This is a genomic window from Psychrosphaera sp. HA2-10, from assembly GCF_055693745.1.
Window position 1 is genome coordinate 1,735,731 of sequence record NZ_CM146341.1, and the last position, 15,121, is coordinate 1,750,851.

General features: G+C 37.2%; 22 protein-coding genes and 2 pseudogenes. 20 read left to right on the forward strand and 4 right to left on the reverse strand.

Features of this window, described 5'->3' with window-relative positions; all coding sequences use genetic code 11:
• Nucleotides 1-28: 28 nt before the first annotated feature.
• From ACZ1GV_RS07915 to ACZ1GV_RS07970, 12 genes are all read left to right on the forward strand, one after another.
• A complete protein-coding gene (locus tag ACZ1GV_RS07915) occupies nucleotides 29-361 on the forward strand; it encodes a hypothetical protein (protein WP_472673709.1) in 333 nt (110 codons plus the stop codon).
• A 151-nt stretch (nucleotides 362-512) separates the two neighbouring features.
• Nucleotides 513-989 (forward strand): hypothetical protein, encoded by a 477-nt coding sequence (locus tag ACZ1GV_RS07920; RefSeq protein WP_472673710.1) that lies wholly within the window; start codon nucleotides 513-515, stop codon nucleotides 987-989.
• A gap of 540 nt (nucleotides 990-1,529) precedes the next feature.
• Nucleotides 1,530-2,000 carry a hypothetical protein gene (locus ACZ1GV_RS07925; protein ID WP_472673711.1) on the forward strand — a complete coding sequence of 157 codons (471 nt, stop codon included), beginning with the start codon at nucleotides 1,530-1,532 and terminating at the stop codon, nucleotides 1,998-2,000.
• Between the two features lie 115 nt (nucleotides 2,001-2,115).
• Entirely contained in the window at nucleotides 2,116-2,442 is a 327-nt protein-coding gene (locus tag ACZ1GV_RS07930; protein ID WP_472673712.1) for a hypothetical protein, read from the forward strand.
• Nucleotides 2,443-2,516: 74 nt separating this feature from the next.
• Nucleotides 2,517-2,903, forward strand: coding sequence for a hypothetical protein (locus tag ACZ1GV_RS07935; RefSeq protein WP_472673713.1), 387 nt, complete (start codon nucleotides 2,517-2,519; stop codon nucleotides 2,901-2,903).
• A gap of 112 nt (nucleotides 2,904-3,015) precedes the next feature.
• Nucleotides 3,016-3,279, forward strand: a complete 264-nt coding sequence (locus tag ACZ1GV_RS07940; protein WP_472673714.1) for a hypothetical protein — start codon at nucleotides 3,016-3,018, stop codon at nucleotides 3,277-3,279.
• Between the two features lie 106 nt (nucleotides 3,280-3,385).
• Nucleotides 3,386-3,955, forward strand: a complete 570-nt coding sequence (locus ACZ1GV_RS07945) for a hypothetical protein (protein ID WP_472673715.1) — start codon at nucleotides 3,386-3,388, stop codon at nucleotides 3,953-3,955.
• A 107-nt stretch (nucleotides 3,956-4,062) separates the two neighbouring features.
• Complete coding sequence (locus tag ACZ1GV_RS07950) at nucleotides 4,063-4,410, forward strand: immunity protein Imm33 domain-containing protein (RefSeq protein WP_197121495.1); 348 nt, start codon at nucleotides 4,063-4,065, stop codon at nucleotides 4,408-4,410.
• Nucleotides 4,411-4,536: 126 nt separating this feature from the next.
• A complete protein-coding gene (locus tag ACZ1GV_RS07955) occupies nucleotides 4,537-4,926 on the forward strand; it encodes a hypothetical protein (protein WP_472673716.1) in 390 nt (129 codons plus the stop codon).
• Between the two features lie 448 nt (nucleotides 4,927-5,374).
• Nucleotides 5,375-6,079, forward strand: a complete 705-nt coding sequence (locus ACZ1GV_RS07960) for an LEM-3-like GIY-YIG domain-containing protein (RefSeq protein ID WP_472673717.1) — start codon at nucleotides 5,375-5,377, stop codon at nucleotides 6,077-6,079.
• A gap of 175 nt (nucleotides 6,080-6,254) precedes the next feature.
• Nucleotides 6,255-6,512, forward strand: a complete 258-nt coding sequence (locus tag ACZ1GV_RS07965) for a type II toxin-antitoxin system Phd/YefM family antitoxin (protein WP_472673718.1) — start codon at nucleotides 6,255-6,257, stop codon at nucleotides 6,510-6,512.
• Entirely contained in the window at nucleotides 6,500-6,796 is a 297-nt protein-coding gene (locus ACZ1GV_RS07970) for a type II toxin-antitoxin system RelE/ParE family toxin (RefSeq protein ID WP_472673719.1), read from the forward strand. Before ACZ1GV_RS07965 ends, ACZ1GV_RS07970 begins: the two co-directional genes overlap by 13 nt.
• A gap of 514 nt (nucleotides 6,797-7,310) precedes the next feature.
• Here the strand turns inward: ACZ1GV_RS07970 and ACZ1GV_RS07975 are convergent.
• The 4 genes and pseudogenes from ACZ1GV_RS07975 to ACZ1GV_RS07990 form a co-directional block, all read right to left on the reverse strand.
• Nucleotides 7,311-7,601 (reverse strand): type II toxin-antitoxin system RelE/ParE family toxin, encoded by a 291-nt coding sequence (locus ACZ1GV_RS07975; protein ID WP_472673720.1) that lies wholly within the window; start codon nucleotides 7,599-7,601, stop codon nucleotides 7,311-7,313.
• A gap of 1 nt (nucleotide 7,602) precedes the next feature.
• Nucleotides 7,603-7,842 carry a type II toxin-antitoxin system ParD family antitoxin gene (locus ACZ1GV_RS07980; RefSeq protein WP_472674852.1) on the reverse strand — a complete coding sequence of 80 codons (240 nt, stop codon included), beginning with the start codon at nucleotides 7,840-7,842 and terminating at the stop codon, nucleotides 7,603-7,605.
• Nucleotides 7,843-7,988: 146 nt separating this feature from the next.
• Nucleotides 7,989-8,192 (reverse strand): annotated as a pseudogene (locus ACZ1GV_RS07985) (type II toxin-antitoxin system RelE/ParE family toxin); the annotation flags it as partial.
• Between the two features lie 78 nt (nucleotides 8,193-8,270).
• Entirely contained in the window at nucleotides 8,271-8,492 is a 222-nt protein-coding gene (locus ACZ1GV_RS07990; protein ID WP_472673721.1) for a TA system antitoxin ParD family protein, read from the reverse strand.
• 631 nt (nucleotides 8,493-9,123) lie between these two features.
• Here ACZ1GV_RS07990 and ACZ1GV_RS07995 point away from each other — a divergent pair.
• From ACZ1GV_RS07995 to ACZ1GV_RS08030, 8 genes and pseudogenes are all read left to right on the forward strand, one after another.
• Nucleotides 9,124-9,861: a hypothetical protein gene (locus ACZ1GV_RS07995; RefSeq protein ID WP_472673722.1), complete on the forward strand. Its 738-nt coding sequence runs from the start codon at nucleotides 9,124-9,126 to the stop codon at nucleotides 9,859-9,861.
• Between the two features lie 124 nt (nucleotides 9,862-9,985).
• A complete protein-coding gene (locus tag ACZ1GV_RS08000) occupies nucleotides 9,986-11,395 on the forward strand; it encodes a serine hydrolase (protein WP_472673723.1) in 1,410 nt (469 codons plus the stop codon).
• Between the two features lie 197 nt (nucleotides 11,396-11,592).
• Nucleotides 11,593-12,159 carry a hypothetical protein gene (locus tag ACZ1GV_RS08005; protein WP_472673724.1) on the forward strand — a complete coding sequence of 189 codons (567 nt, stop codon included), beginning with the start codon at nucleotides 11,593-11,595 and terminating at the stop codon, nucleotides 12,157-12,159.
• Between the two features lie 182 nt (nucleotides 12,160-12,341).
• On the forward strand, nucleotides 12,342-12,713 hold the full coding sequence (locus ACZ1GV_RS08010; protein ID WP_472673725.1) for a VOC family protein: 372 nt from the start codon (nucleotides 12,342-12,344) through the stop codon (nucleotides 12,711-12,713).
• Between the two features lie 76 nt (nucleotides 12,714-12,789).
• Nucleotides 12,790-13,083, forward strand: a complete 294-nt coding sequence (locus ACZ1GV_RS08015) for a hypothetical protein (protein WP_472673726.1) — start codon at nucleotides 12,790-12,792, stop codon at nucleotides 13,081-13,083.
• A 214-nt stretch (nucleotides 13,084-13,297) separates the two neighbouring features.
• Nucleotides 13,298-13,414 (forward strand): annotated as a pseudogene (locus ACZ1GV_RS08020) (DUF6500 family protein); the annotation flags it as partial.
• A gap of 268 nt (nucleotides 13,415-13,682) precedes the next feature.
• On the forward strand, nucleotides 13,683-13,898 hold the full coding sequence (locus ACZ1GV_RS08025; protein WP_472673727.1) for a TIGR02450 family Trp-rich protein: 216 nt from the start codon (nucleotides 13,683-13,685) through the stop codon (nucleotides 13,896-13,898).
• A 138-nt stretch (nucleotides 13,899-14,036) separates the two neighbouring features.
• The gene (locus tag ACZ1GV_RS08030) at nucleotides 14,037-15,068 is read left to right on the forward strand and encodes an alpha/beta hydrolase (RefSeq protein ID WP_472673728.1); all 1,032 of its coding nucleotides are present in this window, start codon (nucleotides 14,037-14,039) and stop codon (nucleotides 15,066-15,068) included.
• Nucleotides 15,069-15,121: the final 53 nt, after the last annotated feature.

Consider the following 15,121-nt stretch of genomic DNA (forward strand, 5'->3'; position numbering starts at 1 on the left):
GGCGGGCGTTATATAACTAAGGATAGCTTTGAAGTACCTTGTAATTTTATCTTTTTCAGTCCTTATATCGTCAGCGCTATTTGTAGTTATGGCGAAAATTTCAGGACTGGAAAACATTGAAATTAGTGAACATCAAATTCAAGAGTATTGGGATAATCGAGTTACTTACAATATTTCTGACCAGACTTATTCCGAACCTCTGTATAAAGTCGTCTGTGCATGCCAAGTGCCGCCACCTCCAGTTTACTTGACTCAGGAACTGCCAAGCCTCTCAAAACTAACTACTATTTCACATGATACCGAAGTAATTACAATCTTTGATTTTAAACAATGCAACATTGTTCTTCCTGAATGTGATTAGTTATATAACAAGTCAATTAAGCAGGACTAAAATCAATTGGTTTACAACGCAAACACCGCTAAAGTATAACCAATTAATTTTTAGCCTCTTATTGGGGCGTTAGGGCTACAGTTTAGCCTTGTTAAATTTTAATAATCAAAAGGAAATGAAAATGAAGAATTTAAAATTACTACTAATATCTACTTTAAGCGTAGCATCAATGGGTTGTAGCACTTTGCCTTTTAAGACCGAAATTAAAGATAACCACTTTCGATTCGAAAACTTTAAAAGAGATAGGAGTTCAAAATTAGAATATGTTCACTTAATGTGTTTTCACAAAAAGCCTATTGCTTGGGCTGAGCCTAAACAATACTTGAGTGGCGAGCATGATTTATGGGTTAAAGCCAGTATTTCAGAGAGTAACATTCCGAATAGCACGAAAGAAGCTTTTGTTAATTTCAAAGTAAAACTAGAATCAAATAAAAGCTATATGCTAAATCGTAAAATAGTGGATGATAAAATATCGATTTGGATACAAGAGGTTGATACTGGCATAGGTGTTTCAGAGGTTTTAACTTCAGATTTAAAAAATCCTTTAATAATTGATGATTTTTTGCGAAAACGACAATGTGAGTCAGGCTCGGTTTAAACCTAGCCCTAACAAGCACTTCAAACGGAACAAAAGCAGTTGGTTAGGTTCCGCTTCGCTTCACATTTTAACCAACTATTTTTGTCCGCTTAAGTGGGCGTTATGTATTCAGGGATATGATGAGAGTAGCTTTCATAATTTTATTCTTTTTTAGTGGATGGACTTTCGCTGATTATAATAGTCTTAAAGTTTCAGTATGGAATGATTTAGCATTAGATATTAAGCGTGGTTATGTAGTAGGAATTCGTGATTCATTTCATTCTGATAAATTGTGCATCCCAAATGACGTTAGTTCATGGATGATTGTCTCGAGTGTTGAGTCTTACATTAAGAAATTTGATACACCTGAGTCGTCCGACATGTCCAATGTTGTAAAAACTGTTTTAATTAACCTTTACAAGTGCAATTGAATACATAACAAGTGCCTCAAGGCTCGCAAGCTCGCTCGGACAATTAACAATGGGTTATTGTCGCTGCGCTTAATATTTTTAACCCATTGTTAATCGCCGCTTAGGCGAGCGTTATACCTCAGGGATGTTCATGCGATATATTCTAACAATACTGTTATTGATTTCTCAGTTTGCTAGTGCTTCTGATAGTCGAGAAATCAACCTATTATCAGGAAATTGGAATTGCCCTATTGATATAGATGTTGATGAATTTAAGTTAAAAGGCACTGCAACCGACCACTACAATGTGGAAAGCATGACTTATAGTTCAGAGTCTACAATAACCTTCATTTATGGAGGTAACTTACCTATTGCGAAAATCAGTCTGTTTGAATCAGGGAGTTGGGGGTATGAAAAAAGCCATTTAACTTACCGTACTAATCAACTGAAAATAGAGGTGATTTACGACTATGAAGGTATTCTGACTGAAGAAGCATTAGAACAAATGAAAGTGGATTTTTTGGAAGATGATGAGCCTATTATTACTGAATCAATTGATTCGAAAGTTTGGGTAACTAAAGATCCTGAATCAAATGAAACTTCAGAGTGCTTTAAGGTATAACAAGTTACTCAAAAGGACGCAAAACGCTTGGCTTGTGCTCCTTCGTCGCTAATTTTAGCCAAGCATTATGCGCCTCTTAGTAAGGCGTTAGATAACCAAAGGAATGAGCGTAACATTGCCAAAATCAGAAAATTCGCCATTTGAATATGAAGTAGATAAATACTGGTTCAAGTTTTCAAACTTTATACAAATTATATTTGGAATTGTTTGTTTTGCTTATGCAAGGTGGCAGGCAAATGAAGACTCTACAAGTTTCAAAGCTTTTGAATTTTCAAAGACCGAAGACCCCTTTATGTTCTGGTTTTGTATCGCCTTTACTATTGCTTGTGGTTGCCTTTGTATTTTTACAGGGTTAATACCTTTTTTACATTGGTGCAAAAAGTGGTTATCTAACAAGTGCCTTAAGGCTCGCAAGGCTCGCAAAGCTCGCACGGACAATTAACAATGGGCTATTGTCGCTACGCTCAAAATTTTAGCCCATTATTAATTGCCGCTTAGGCAAGCGTTAAGTTACTTATGAAAAAGTTGTATCACCTGCAAGACGATCGTAAAACGATTGAAGAAATGCAAAGAGGCATGAAATCAAAAGATAAGCTAATTGGGCTTAAAAATACTCATGGCCTTTTTGGATCTGATAAGTGGTGGAAGGCTATAAGTAAAAATAAATTACAACTTTTTACGCTTACGGGAATTATTACGAAAACATGGTCTGGTCATCATGATGACTTTCCTGAGTTTCAAGTCACGGACGAAAATGATGAAGTAACAACTTGGCCGATGGAATCTATGAATTTGCATAATAACCTAGGTTCCAAGATAGAAATTGATTATGTTATTCAATCATTAAAAGCTTCAAATTATGAAAATGGTGAAGCAAAATGTATCATCGAAATTAGGTGCTAATCGTAACTTAACAAGCTGTTAAAGCGGGACAAATTACAGTTGGCTGGTTCCGCTTCGCTTCACATTTTAGCCAACTAAAATTTGCCCCTTAACAGGGCGTTATATTTTTTTAATGGAATTTATGAAGCCAGACAATCATGCAGATAAAAAAATTAGTGAACCTTGGTATTTCTTAGGGGTTGCTTTAGTTTCTGGTTTTTGTCTCTTTCTAGCGTTTAAAGCAATTTCCTCCGGAGAAATGTTATTACGGTTCTGGGGTGAAATTACAAATGAAAGTCACCCAATTCTATTTTATTTAGGTATAGCATTTGAGTTATCTTTATCCGTGTTTTTGATTCACGGATATGTGAGATCAAAATATAACAAGCCGCTATAGTGTGACAATGAACAACGGTTGGTGTTCTCGTCGCTAGCGCCAAGTTTAACACCAACCAACATTGCTCCTAAGCGGAGCGTTAGCTTTAAAGGAGGGCTTTGTGCTCATGGATAGAAAAATTATATTTGCAGCTTTATCAACTTTGCTACTTTCAGCTTGTAATTCTACGCCTAAAAGTGGTGTTACAAACTATGAGTCTGCTGGAAATTTGGAGTCCCCGAAACCAGCTGGATGCGTCGCAGTGGCCGAGCTATCGAACACGCAGAACCCTGTCGATATTTTTACTGGACTTAATGCTTGCTTGACCGACAATAATTACTCGAAGGCTGCTGAGCTATATTTTGCCGGCATGTCTTATGGCTTTTTTGATACTAAACGTGTTTCAGACAAAACTGCACATCAAGCTATTAGTGTTTTGCGTATGAATTTGTTCGGTGCGCGATCACAAGAAGATATGGATAAGTTGCAAACGGCTCTTACAAAATTAAGTTCTGATAATACTGCGATTTGTCAAAACCTAATTAATCTAGGTGCACCAGCATATAAGCCAACTTATATGATTCAACATGGAATGGGGGCTTTCACTGGTCAAAGTACTAAAGACGGTTTAGTTGAAGACTTTGATGCTGTAGCAGCTTGGAAAGATGCTTTATCAACTATCGCCAAGTGCGTTTAAAGCTAACAAGTCAATTATGTTCGCCCAACCAGTTGGGCTGGGACGCGCAAAAAGCGCGCGCCCCATATTAAAGCGTTATATGCTTTTGAAAGTTTGGAGTTTGAATCTTGAGTATTGAGTTAAACCAACAAGAGTGTTGTGAACATTATGGTGCTCAATACCAACCAGTTGAGCAAGCTCAGCTTGTAACTATATCAAAAGGTATTTACGAAGGAACCACCCCAGTTGAAGGAGTTCGTTATCCTTCACCTGACCATATGAGTGGTTGGTGGTTAACTACCGATGAATATGATGGAAATATTGATTCATTGGTTACAGTTCATTTTCAACATATCATTGAAAATCGGCCTGAATTAGCACTGTATATGGCATTACCTTTCGGCTATCGTTTTAATTTGGGTGGCGAAACTGAACATGTATGGTTTGATCTGGAAGTAGCGAGTGAAAGCATATAACAAGTTGCTCAAGTTCGTTCGTAAACTCACTGGGACAATTAACAGTTGGCTTGGCGCTTCGCGCAAGTTTAGCCAACAGTTAATTGCCCCTTAGCAAAGCGTTATGTGACTAGATGGAGTTGTCTAATGTTAAATCGGTTAATGCTGTTTTGTATTTTTGTGATTTGTTTCCCAGCGCAAGCTGAATATGAACCAATTACGCCTGAAGCAATTGATTATATTGAAAAGTTTATTGAACTAGATAAAAACCGTAAAAACTGCCAAAACTATAAGTATAAGACTGTTCCTATTAACCAAGAAAAAACGATAAGTGGGAGCAATATAACTTTAAAAGTGGATTATGTGATTGAAGAGTCTTTTGAACCGTACGCTTCATATCGCATTTGGAAGCTTCAAACCCTAAATGGCAAGCCTAATACTGAAATGACGTTAATTGCAGATTTTGAGGCATGGGAAAAAGGCTTAGAAGAGGTTTGTAAGTCACATAACAAGCGCCTAAACTCCGACAATGTATAGTTGTCATGGTTTTGGCAAACAACGCAAAAAGCCATGCCAACACATTGCGTGTTAGGCGGGCGTTAGTTGTACCAATTAATTTCACAGGAAGTTGTTTTGAAAAGTATTAAAGAGTTTTGGTTTTGGTTCCGTTTAGTGATTTGCCCGATTTTGATACTTTACGGAGTTTACGTCATTGGAAAGTTAGTGGGTTATTCGTTGGTTTCACAATCTGGCTTGCCAACGTTAGATAGTTCGCATTTGGCTCCTTTGGCCGGCGCATTCTGTGCTTTAAATGTATTCTTTTACACTGGAAAGAAGCCAAAATTCGATTTTCGGACTAGTACAACTAACAAGCCGCTTCAGAGCAGACAATTAACTTCTGGTTAGTGTTATTGTCGCAAGCTCCAAGTTTAACACTAACCAAACATTGCTCCTGAGCGGAGCGTTATGCATCCATGAGGCTCAAATGTTCTCACAGTCAGTAATTGAAAAGTTAGGGTTCTATGTGTATTTTTTACAAGATCCTCGAACAGAAGAAATATTTTATGTTGGAAAAGGTAATGGCAATCGTGTTTTTAATCACTTAGAAGGCGCAATTGAATCAGATAGTGAAACAGAAAAACTAGATAAAATTCGATCCATTCTCGATTCCGGAAATACTGTAAAACACTATATCCTTCGCCACGGTTTAACTGAAAATGCATCATTCGAAATTGAAGCCTCATTAATTGACTTTATCGGCATGAAGAATCTGACAAATCTACAAGGCGGACACTACTCAAGTGATTACGGGCTCAAAACATCAGATGAAATAATTGCGATGTATAATGCTGAAGAGTTTAGTACTGATAAAGCAATATTATTAATAAATATCAACAAAAGGTATCATCGTGAAATAACAGATGAAGAGCTTTACGACGCAACCAGAAAATCTTGGGTTGTAGGAAAAAGAAAAGAAAATGCAAAATATGCTATTGCCACTTATCGAGGGCTAACTAGAGAAGTATATGAAATACATGATTGGTTTCCAGTAGAGGTTCAAGGTAAAACACGCTGGGGCTTTAATGGCTGTCGAGCAAATGATAATTTAAGAAAAGAGCTAAGATATAAAGCTATTTCTTCTTATTTTCCAAGAGGCGCTGCTAATCCAATAAAATATTTAAACTGCTAAATGCATAACAAGCCGTTACAGGAGTGACAATTAACGACTGGTTGGTGTTATTGTCGCAAGCTCCAATTTTAACACCAACCAACATTGCTCCTAAGCGGAGCGTTAGTTATATAGTTGAAAGTTTTGCTTTCAGTGATACTATAGTGACACTCCCCCCCCTGTTAAGAGTTCGATTGTGAAAGTTGAATTAGTTACAACCCTAAAGAGACAGGCCACTAAAATATTGGCAGATCTCCATTCTTCTAAAGAACCAGTTTTAATTACTGAGCATGGTCAGCCATCTGCATATTTGGTCGATGTTGATGATTTTGAAATGATGCAAAAGCGTATGTCTATATTGGAAGGAATCGCTCGAGGAGAGCAGGCAATTAGAAATGAGCAAGTCGTTTCAAATACGCAGGCTAAAGAGCAAATGGATAAATGGCTGAAATAGTTTGGACACAACCAGCTCTTAATGAGCTTGATGAAATTGCTGAATACATTGCAGTGGCTAATTTGGTTGCTGCGAAAAAACTAGTTCAAACTGTATTTAGTAAAATAGAAAGGCTAGAAGTACACCCCGAATCGGGAAAAGTTCCTTTGGAAATACCGACCCTTAATTACAGGGAGCTAGTAATAAAGCCATGTCGAATATTTTATAAAATTGATGGAAACAAGGTTTTTATATTGCACGTTATGCGTCAAGAACAAGAGCTTAGGAGGTTCCTGCTAATTTAGTGGTCGTATAGCTAACAAGCGCATTAAGTCAGACGGCCTCAACATTGGCCTCATTTAATCCAAAAAGAAACGACGCAAAAAAGCGTCCAATTAATTGACCCGCTGCTTGTGCGGGCGTTATATGGACTAGAAATTACAGAGTAAAATATGGAAAATTACTACTTGGAAATCACCATTTTTGTGGCATTACTTCTCGATATAGTAGCTGGAATTAAAGTGGCTTTGTCTGATTACTTTGAAAGGCCACAAAAAATTGCTCAAATCATAATTATACTTCTCATACCATTTATAGTATCCATTGGAATAATGCTGTTTTTACGGAGCGTAGACGAACCAATAGTTGCGTCCAAAGATAAGGCTAACAGTGGCCACGGTAGTACTGATGTCTCAAGTTGGGATTAGCCCATATAACAAATCGATAAAGTCACTAGGACAAAAAACCATTGGCTTACCACTCGTTCCTCGATAAAGTATAACCAATTGATTTTTAGCAGCTTATGATGGCGTTATGTTTTCAGAGGGCTCGGTGTACATCCATGCTTTTATGGAGAGCCCGAACAATTACTACCTCTTCCTTGCCGAATTCTTTGTAATAGATGACATGGCTTCCTTGTGGTCGCTTTCTATAACCTTCTCTAATGTAATCGCAGACATAACCTAGTTCTGGCTCCTCTGCAATTTGATTAAAAGCGCTATCAAGTAACTTTAAATAGTCATTTCTCTGCTGTCTGCCCCAGTTAAGTTGCGTGTAACGACCAATTTTCATTAAATCTGAAAGAGCTTTTTTAGATAAATGAAACTTCATATTAGTGATTTTCTTTATCCAAATCATTTAAGAGAGTGTCATATGAATAATTAGCTATTCCGCTGTTCTCTCCCTCAACCAACATACTCCTTAGATTATTCATTTTTAATTCTTGATCTTCTAAGGCTCGTAATCCAGCTCTCAGCACTTCACTTGCAGAGCCATACCTGCCAGTCTCTAACTGCTGGCTAATAAATGAGTCAAAATGCTCACCTAATGTAACACTTGTATTTTTCGCCATCACAACCTCCGATACCAATATCTGATACATTTTGGTACCAAAAACATACCAAGTCAATTAAGGAAGACAAAAAACAGTTGCCTCTTGCTCCTACGTCGCTAAAGTATAAGCAACTATTTTTTAGCTTCTTAATGAAGCGTTATAACTCAAAAGAGGTGCTTGACGTCACGGCAAAAATTTTCATGTGAGCCAAGGGCTATTAATTCTAAAACAGTTACACCATCTTCATAGCTGTAGCCTAAAAGGGTTAACTGTTTCACCATATTAAATTTATAAACTCTCATAAACGCTAGATCTCCTTTCTTTTGTTCACCGAGTTTGGGCTCCGCCACTATTAACTTTATCGCTTTATCTAAGTCTTGTTTTTGATTTTTATGGAGCTTTTTAACGGCTTTTTGAAACTTGGTGTTTGAAGTACCTTGCTTACCTTAGTCAAAATTGTAAGCCTCTAATTTTACAGCTTCTTTTTCAGCCCTAGCAATAATTACCTGTTTAACAAATTCGTAAGGTAAATCCGGATTATCCTCCATCATTTCACCGATTTTAGCCCAGTGTTCTATTTGCTTAGGTGTCGTTCTATTTAGTGCCTTTGCCATGATTGATGCTTTTTCTACTAAGTCTGCATCTAATCTAATACTTGCAGTTGCCATAACAGTTCTCCTTTGATTATTCAGACTCGACTGAAGCGCGCTGCCATAACCGTGGCAACAAGTTATAACAAGTCAATTAATTGTGATTCGATTACGTTTGTCGATTTTTATTGCAAACAACGCAATAAAACTGCCAAACTATCGAACACATCAATAAGGCGTTAGGCGATAGGGAGTAAATCTATGAGATTAATGCTACAGAGAAGCACCGCCTTCGTTTGGCTTCTAGCCGGAACTTGCTTTCTTCTACTCTTTCCGTTTTTAGCAATGCAGTTCACCAGGGAAGTTCACTGGACGAGCTTTGACTTCCTAGTTATGGGAACATTACTAATTTCTGTTGGTAGCCTGCTGATAGTCCTAGCTCGGAAAGTTTCCGCAAGGCACTTTCCAGTATTGACGATAGTTGTTTTACTGGTTTTTTTCTATGTTTGGGCCGAGTTAGCTGTCGGCATATTTTTTTCATTCGGCAGCTGACAGTTTTGGGTGCTTAACTAGCTCAGTCGCAGCGACGCCTTGGTCGTTACGGCTGTTGCCTATATTGCAAAGCCGCGCGTGTAGTAGGCGTTATGCGCCTTTAAGAATCTTTAAAAATTGTACCATTGGATTGTTTTAGTGAATGGAGTCTATCTAAGTGAAAGTTAATATCTCAAATACATGCTCCGGTGATACTAGATTTTTTTATTTGTTATCACTTTTTATTACATTCATTGTTTTTGGCGGATTTGCATTGAGCTGGTTTTCTAACCCTGACAGCCTAAGCCGAATGACTTTATGGATTGGACTACATGGTGCATTTAGTGCAGCGTGGTATATATTGCTTTTAAATCAAATTAGGTTGTCTGCTAAAGGAAACTACACTGCTCACAGCACCCTTGGGAAACTAAGCGTTTTTTTAGTCGTTGGGATCTTGATTACAGGTTCGATAATGGCGTTTGAATTCTACCAAAGGCTAACTGGATTTGGCGTGTTCGGCACTGAGGACGCCCAAGCTAGAATTAGAGCGGGTGGTTTCCTAGGAGGAACTTTCCTTCAATGGTTAATTTTTTTAACTCTTTATATTTTGGGTATTCTAAATATCAAAAGTTCTGCTCATCATAAACGATTCATGATTGCGGCGGCTATCCAAATGATGCCCGAGGGACTTAATCGCATTATTCATTTACTTGCGATTCCAGGTTATTCTTTGTTTGTTTTTATGTTTTTAATTTACGCTGTGCTAATGGTTTATGACTGGAAGGCTACTGGTCGCATTTACATGAGTACATTATTATCGTTTGGCTTGTTTTGTGCTCTCGCCATAGCAATGAATACAGTTTTTCGTACACAGCTTTGGGGAGATTGGGCAGTAAAGGTTATAAATTGGATATAGAGCCAGGCGCATAACAAATGGTTAAAGAAGGTCTCGTCAAAGCTTGCTCGAGCCTTAGGCAAACAGTTTAGCAAGCCTAAACTCGCTCCTTAACGGAGCGTTATGACAAAAAGGATTCCGCCAAATGGTTCGAAATATTGTTTTAGTCTTTCTTTTATTTTTTATTAATAAAACTCTGGCTTTTAATAGTCATGGTACGAAGCCAGAAAAGCCTTTTAATCTTACCGAGACTGCAGACAATATTGCTAAGCAATACCATCAGATGGGTTGGTTTTCCGGCAGTTTACTGATAACCAAAGATAATAAAACGGTGTTTTCGTCGTCATATGGTTTTCAAAATATTGAGCAAGAAATAAAGAACAGTTCACAAACCCGCTTTAACCTTGGTTCCATAATGAAAAATTTTACCAAGGTCTTAATATTGCAACAGGTTGAGGCAGGCAAATTAAAGTTAAGTGATAAACTAGTTACCTTCGAGTTGGGGTTTAAACAACCTGATGCTGACAAAATCACAATTGAGCATCTACTAAATCATAGCGCAGGCTTTGCTGATATTTTTGGAGCTGAATATCGTGAAAATCCACTTGCCTTTGATTCGCTCGACAAGAAGCTGAAACTGCTAATCAATAGTCCACTGTTATTCGAACCTGGCACTGATCATAGGTATTCGAATTACGGATATTTAGTATTAGGAGTGATTCTTGAAAAAGTGACTGGAAAGCCTTTCGAGAAACTACTTAAAAACAATATCTTCAGTCGGGTTGAAATGTATTCAACGACCGTCAAGCCGAATAATTCTCATGAATATCAATCAATCCGATATACATACCAATACAATAGTAGCTTGAGGAAGGTAGGTATTACAGAACACGCTAGTCCTGATGGCGGCATTGAATCGACTGTCGTAGATGTGCAACGATTTTATCGAGCGTTATTCTATAGCGATAAGTTATTGAAAAACTCAGACGCGATTAATCGCCAATTATTTGCAATGGACGGCTCCCATTGGCGCGCATACGGTGGTGGTCAGGGCGTCAGTGCAGCAGTAGAAGTCGATTTAGACACTGGCTATGAAATAGTCGTTCTAGCAAACACTGATCACTTAGTTGCCGAACGCATTTCAGGTCGAATACATTCTTACATCAAGAATGCTGAGTATCAACCAATTAAGCAATTGGAAAATAACTTTGCCTTTGAGTACTACCAATCTCAAGGAAAACAGAAATTCTATAAACACTTCAAACAGGCTTATAACGACAATGGTTATAGCAGATTTATCGGGAGAACAATTAATGAAGTAGGAATGGAACTACTTAATACAAAATCATGGATAGAGGCATTTGATATGTTCGAATATTTAGTTTTACTATTTCCCAATGCACCGCAGGCCTATGACAGTTTGGCTTTCGCCTATTTATCGAAAGGAGATAGAAAGGCTGCGAAAAGTACTTTTAGCAAATCTCTAAATATTGATGCAAGTTTTAAAAGTGATTACGTGAGTGATAATTACGGTCATAACAATACGCTTAAGTAAGGACCGTCGACTGCCCCTTATGCAGGCGTTATGTGTAAAGACGTCAAAATATCCTAAAAACCCGACACTGAAAATCTTTAATGAATAATAGATATGTATCAGGTTCTTAGAGATATATAGGCAAATACTCAAGGCGATATATTTGAGGTTGACTTTGTACTGATGCATAAAGGATAAGGTCACATGATGGGGAAAATATGACAGCTCACTTTATTTTTATTAGGAAGCAACGTTCTTCAGCATTGTTATTAATTTTTAATGCTGTTGTGGCATTACTAATGTACTGGGCGGCAAATAATTATCTTCCTGATTTAACGAGTAATAAAAAAGCGATAACACAAATTTTCGATATTCTTGATATCGCGATCTGGTTTATTGAAGCTATTTTGATTGGATTGGCAATGTGGTTTTGGTTTGAAAATAAGCAAATTAGGGTTTGTGTTACGCCAACTACCTTGTCATATTTTGACCCAACCTTCGGTGATGTGAGTTGGGAAGTCAGTATTTCTGACATTGTAGAGCTTAAGCAAATAACAGATACAAGACAGGATTTTTTTTCTAATCTAATTGTGCTTAAAAACGGTGAGGTGAAGCAATTAATGTATGGAAATTATCGTGGGTTTAATCGGCGAGCTTTTTTTGACGCACTTGTATTGGTTAATCCGAACATCATCGTTCCTGAAAACATATATAGCTACAAAACACAAATACCATCATGGGCTAAGCGCTTACGAAAAAAGTTTGGATTAGATCAAGGTGAATGAAAGGTATCTGATATTGAAGGTTCCTCTACACTCTTTGCACACATTCAACAATTTAAGAATCTTCCTAAAATAGAAGATTCGAGTTTATTAAACGAAGAAACCTAACAAGCAACTGAAATGTAGAGAAAAAAACACGCACTTTAGTGAGACGTTAGTGTTGTAATCAAATTATGGAGTATCAAATGAAATTAGGGGCATTTTCAATAAGCTTATCGGTTAGTAATATCGAAGAGTCGAAAATATTTTATCAAAAGTTGGGTTTTGAGATAGTAGGTGGAGATCAATCTCAAAATTGGTTAGTGCTAAAAAACGGTGAACATAAAATTGGATTATTTCAGGGAATGTTTGAAGGTAATATAATGACATTCAATCCAGGTTGGGATCAAAGTCGGAAAACACTGGAATCATTTACAGACGTTAGAGAGCTTTTAAAAGAATTTGAGGCTCAAGGTATCAATATAATACAGAAGTCTATTAACGGTGAAAGTGGCCCTTCGAGTTTTTCTTTAAAAGACCCTGATGGCAATTCAATCCTAATCGACCAGCATTTGTAAATACACTAACAAAAGTATAGACACGACAAAAACTGCGACGTATGCTCAATACGTGAACAATGATATGGAGACATGGATGAACTTTAAAGACTTCTCAATTAAACGGTTTCTAATCTTATCTTTTGTATTTAATTTGCCACCAATACTGGCACTTACAAAAGTGAGCTTACTACTTTTACCTGTTTTATTTTGGACAAACATACCTGTGTTGTGGACGGGTATTGCACAATCAATGGGCGAAGCTCACTTCAAAATCCAGGAGTTTGGAGCCTTACCTCAGTCTACTGCCGCATACATGGCTGTAGTGTCTTTTTGGCTGTTATTAGCTGGCTTAGTTACTATATTTACTAGTAAACAAAAAACAGTATAAATTCCTTATAAAAATTGGTTCAAATTATATGAGTTTACTTTAGACCGTCGCCAATGCAGATCTCCCTAGTGTTAGTGTAGGTGTAGGTGTAGGTGTAGGTGTAGGTGTAGGTGTAAATATAGATATTGGTGTTAAAGCAATTCATTATTTGGACGGTAATATTGCCATTTTTATTCTCACACAAAGTTTAAAAGTGGCCATTAATATATAAGAACAAAATGATGACCCTGAGCTGTTAATGGAAGCTGCAAACTGGTGGATTCAAACTCATAAATTAGATCATTTTGTTAAGGCTCATAAAATTAAAGAAATGGTTCAAGGTAATTTATAAATCGCCACTAAAAGGCCTTTAAAAAATGAGAGCAATTGTTAAACAAGGCTTCAGTAAATCAGCACCTGACAAATCCCCGCCCTACTCCCTCAAATAATTTCGCTAAAAAGTAAAATAGTATCCGAATAATAAATTCTGATATAAATATAGAATTAGGTTGAGTTGAACTTTAAAACTAATGATGAATATGACCGGTGTTACAACATGGAACTTCCCCTTGAACAGCGCGTGGGAATTTACCGTAAAGCACGTATGAGGTAACGATAAAATGACAAAAGTGAATCCAAAAAAATTGTTGAATAGTAAATGGACTGCGGTATCACCAATTAAAAAAGAAAAGCACTTCGTGGTATCCGAAGTTGAGTTTGATGAAGATGGTAGTGTTATTGTTTGTAAGATAGAGTCTGTCCTGTCGAAGAACGAATATGAAATCGATTGGACTGAATTAAAAACGATAGAAAAATGGTTACAAGGTTGGAAATAACGCTAAAACAAATCCCAAAAAGCTAGTCATTATAAGTGCCATGCTTATATCAATAAGTATCGCTGCCAACTACTTTTTATTTTCAGCTTGGCGCGTTGCGTAAATATACGATTTTTCGGAATAACTAAGGAAGGACAAATGTATCACCATTTATATTTAGTTTTAAAACTTGTCATTGCTTGCATTCTGCTAGCTGCTTGCAGTCCTAATGTCGGCAATGTTCCTCTAGATTCGTATTCAAGCTTATACCAAGTAAACCCGCAACAAGATAAAAAGGTCCATGTGCGAAGTATGGGACTAGAACATCAAGGGCCAGCCGTAATTTTACTATCAGGATTTAATAAAAACTATCATAGCGACAGTGCTTGGTTTGCTTTATTACAACCAGTGATTGCCAAAACACACAGAGTGCATGCTATTGAACGATTTGGAAGTGGCTTTAGTAGTGATGTCAGTGAACCTTCTTTTTTTTCATTTGCTCCTGCTCTCGACAAAACGCTAACCGCACTTAATGAGGATAGTTTTATTATCGTTAGCTTTGCAAGCTCTAATATTTTAGCGCTCGCATGGCAAAATTTACCTGAGTCACAAGTTCACAGTCGCTTGAAAGGGATGGTTTGGATTGATCCAGACATACTACTTGAACACTCTGTTAGCCTTTATCAAGACTATCCGGTTGCTTGGTATCGTGAACGACGGGAAACACTCATTCCGCACCTGCAGAAGGGAAATTGGACACAACGAACGATTGATAAACTAGCTGCAGAGCGTGAAGAAATTGCGAGCCTTGTGCCACAAGACTTTGGTAATTTAATGGACTGGTCCTATTTTGACCTAATTAGTCAACGTCGTGCGGCTGTGAATAAACAGGTCACTCGAGCTAAGGAAATCATGAATTATTATGATGATTTAAATGCCGCTTTAAAATTGGATATAAACACGTCCGTTCCTATCACTATTATTGACTCAGACTTTGAATCTGAAGATATAAAGAGCGCAGACCCTGAATTTGTTGATGGTCTAATCAAATGGCAACAAGAAGGTTCAGCATGGAGTAAGTCAATAAGCAAACGTTCTAAGGGAAGATATATGCCCATTAATGATAGTGATCACATGGTAATATTTCAGAGCCCAAGCTTAATATTAAAAGCGATTAATACTTTTGAATAGCTAGAAATTTTTCTAAATCATATTTTCGTACATCAACTATGCTACTCTAAGTG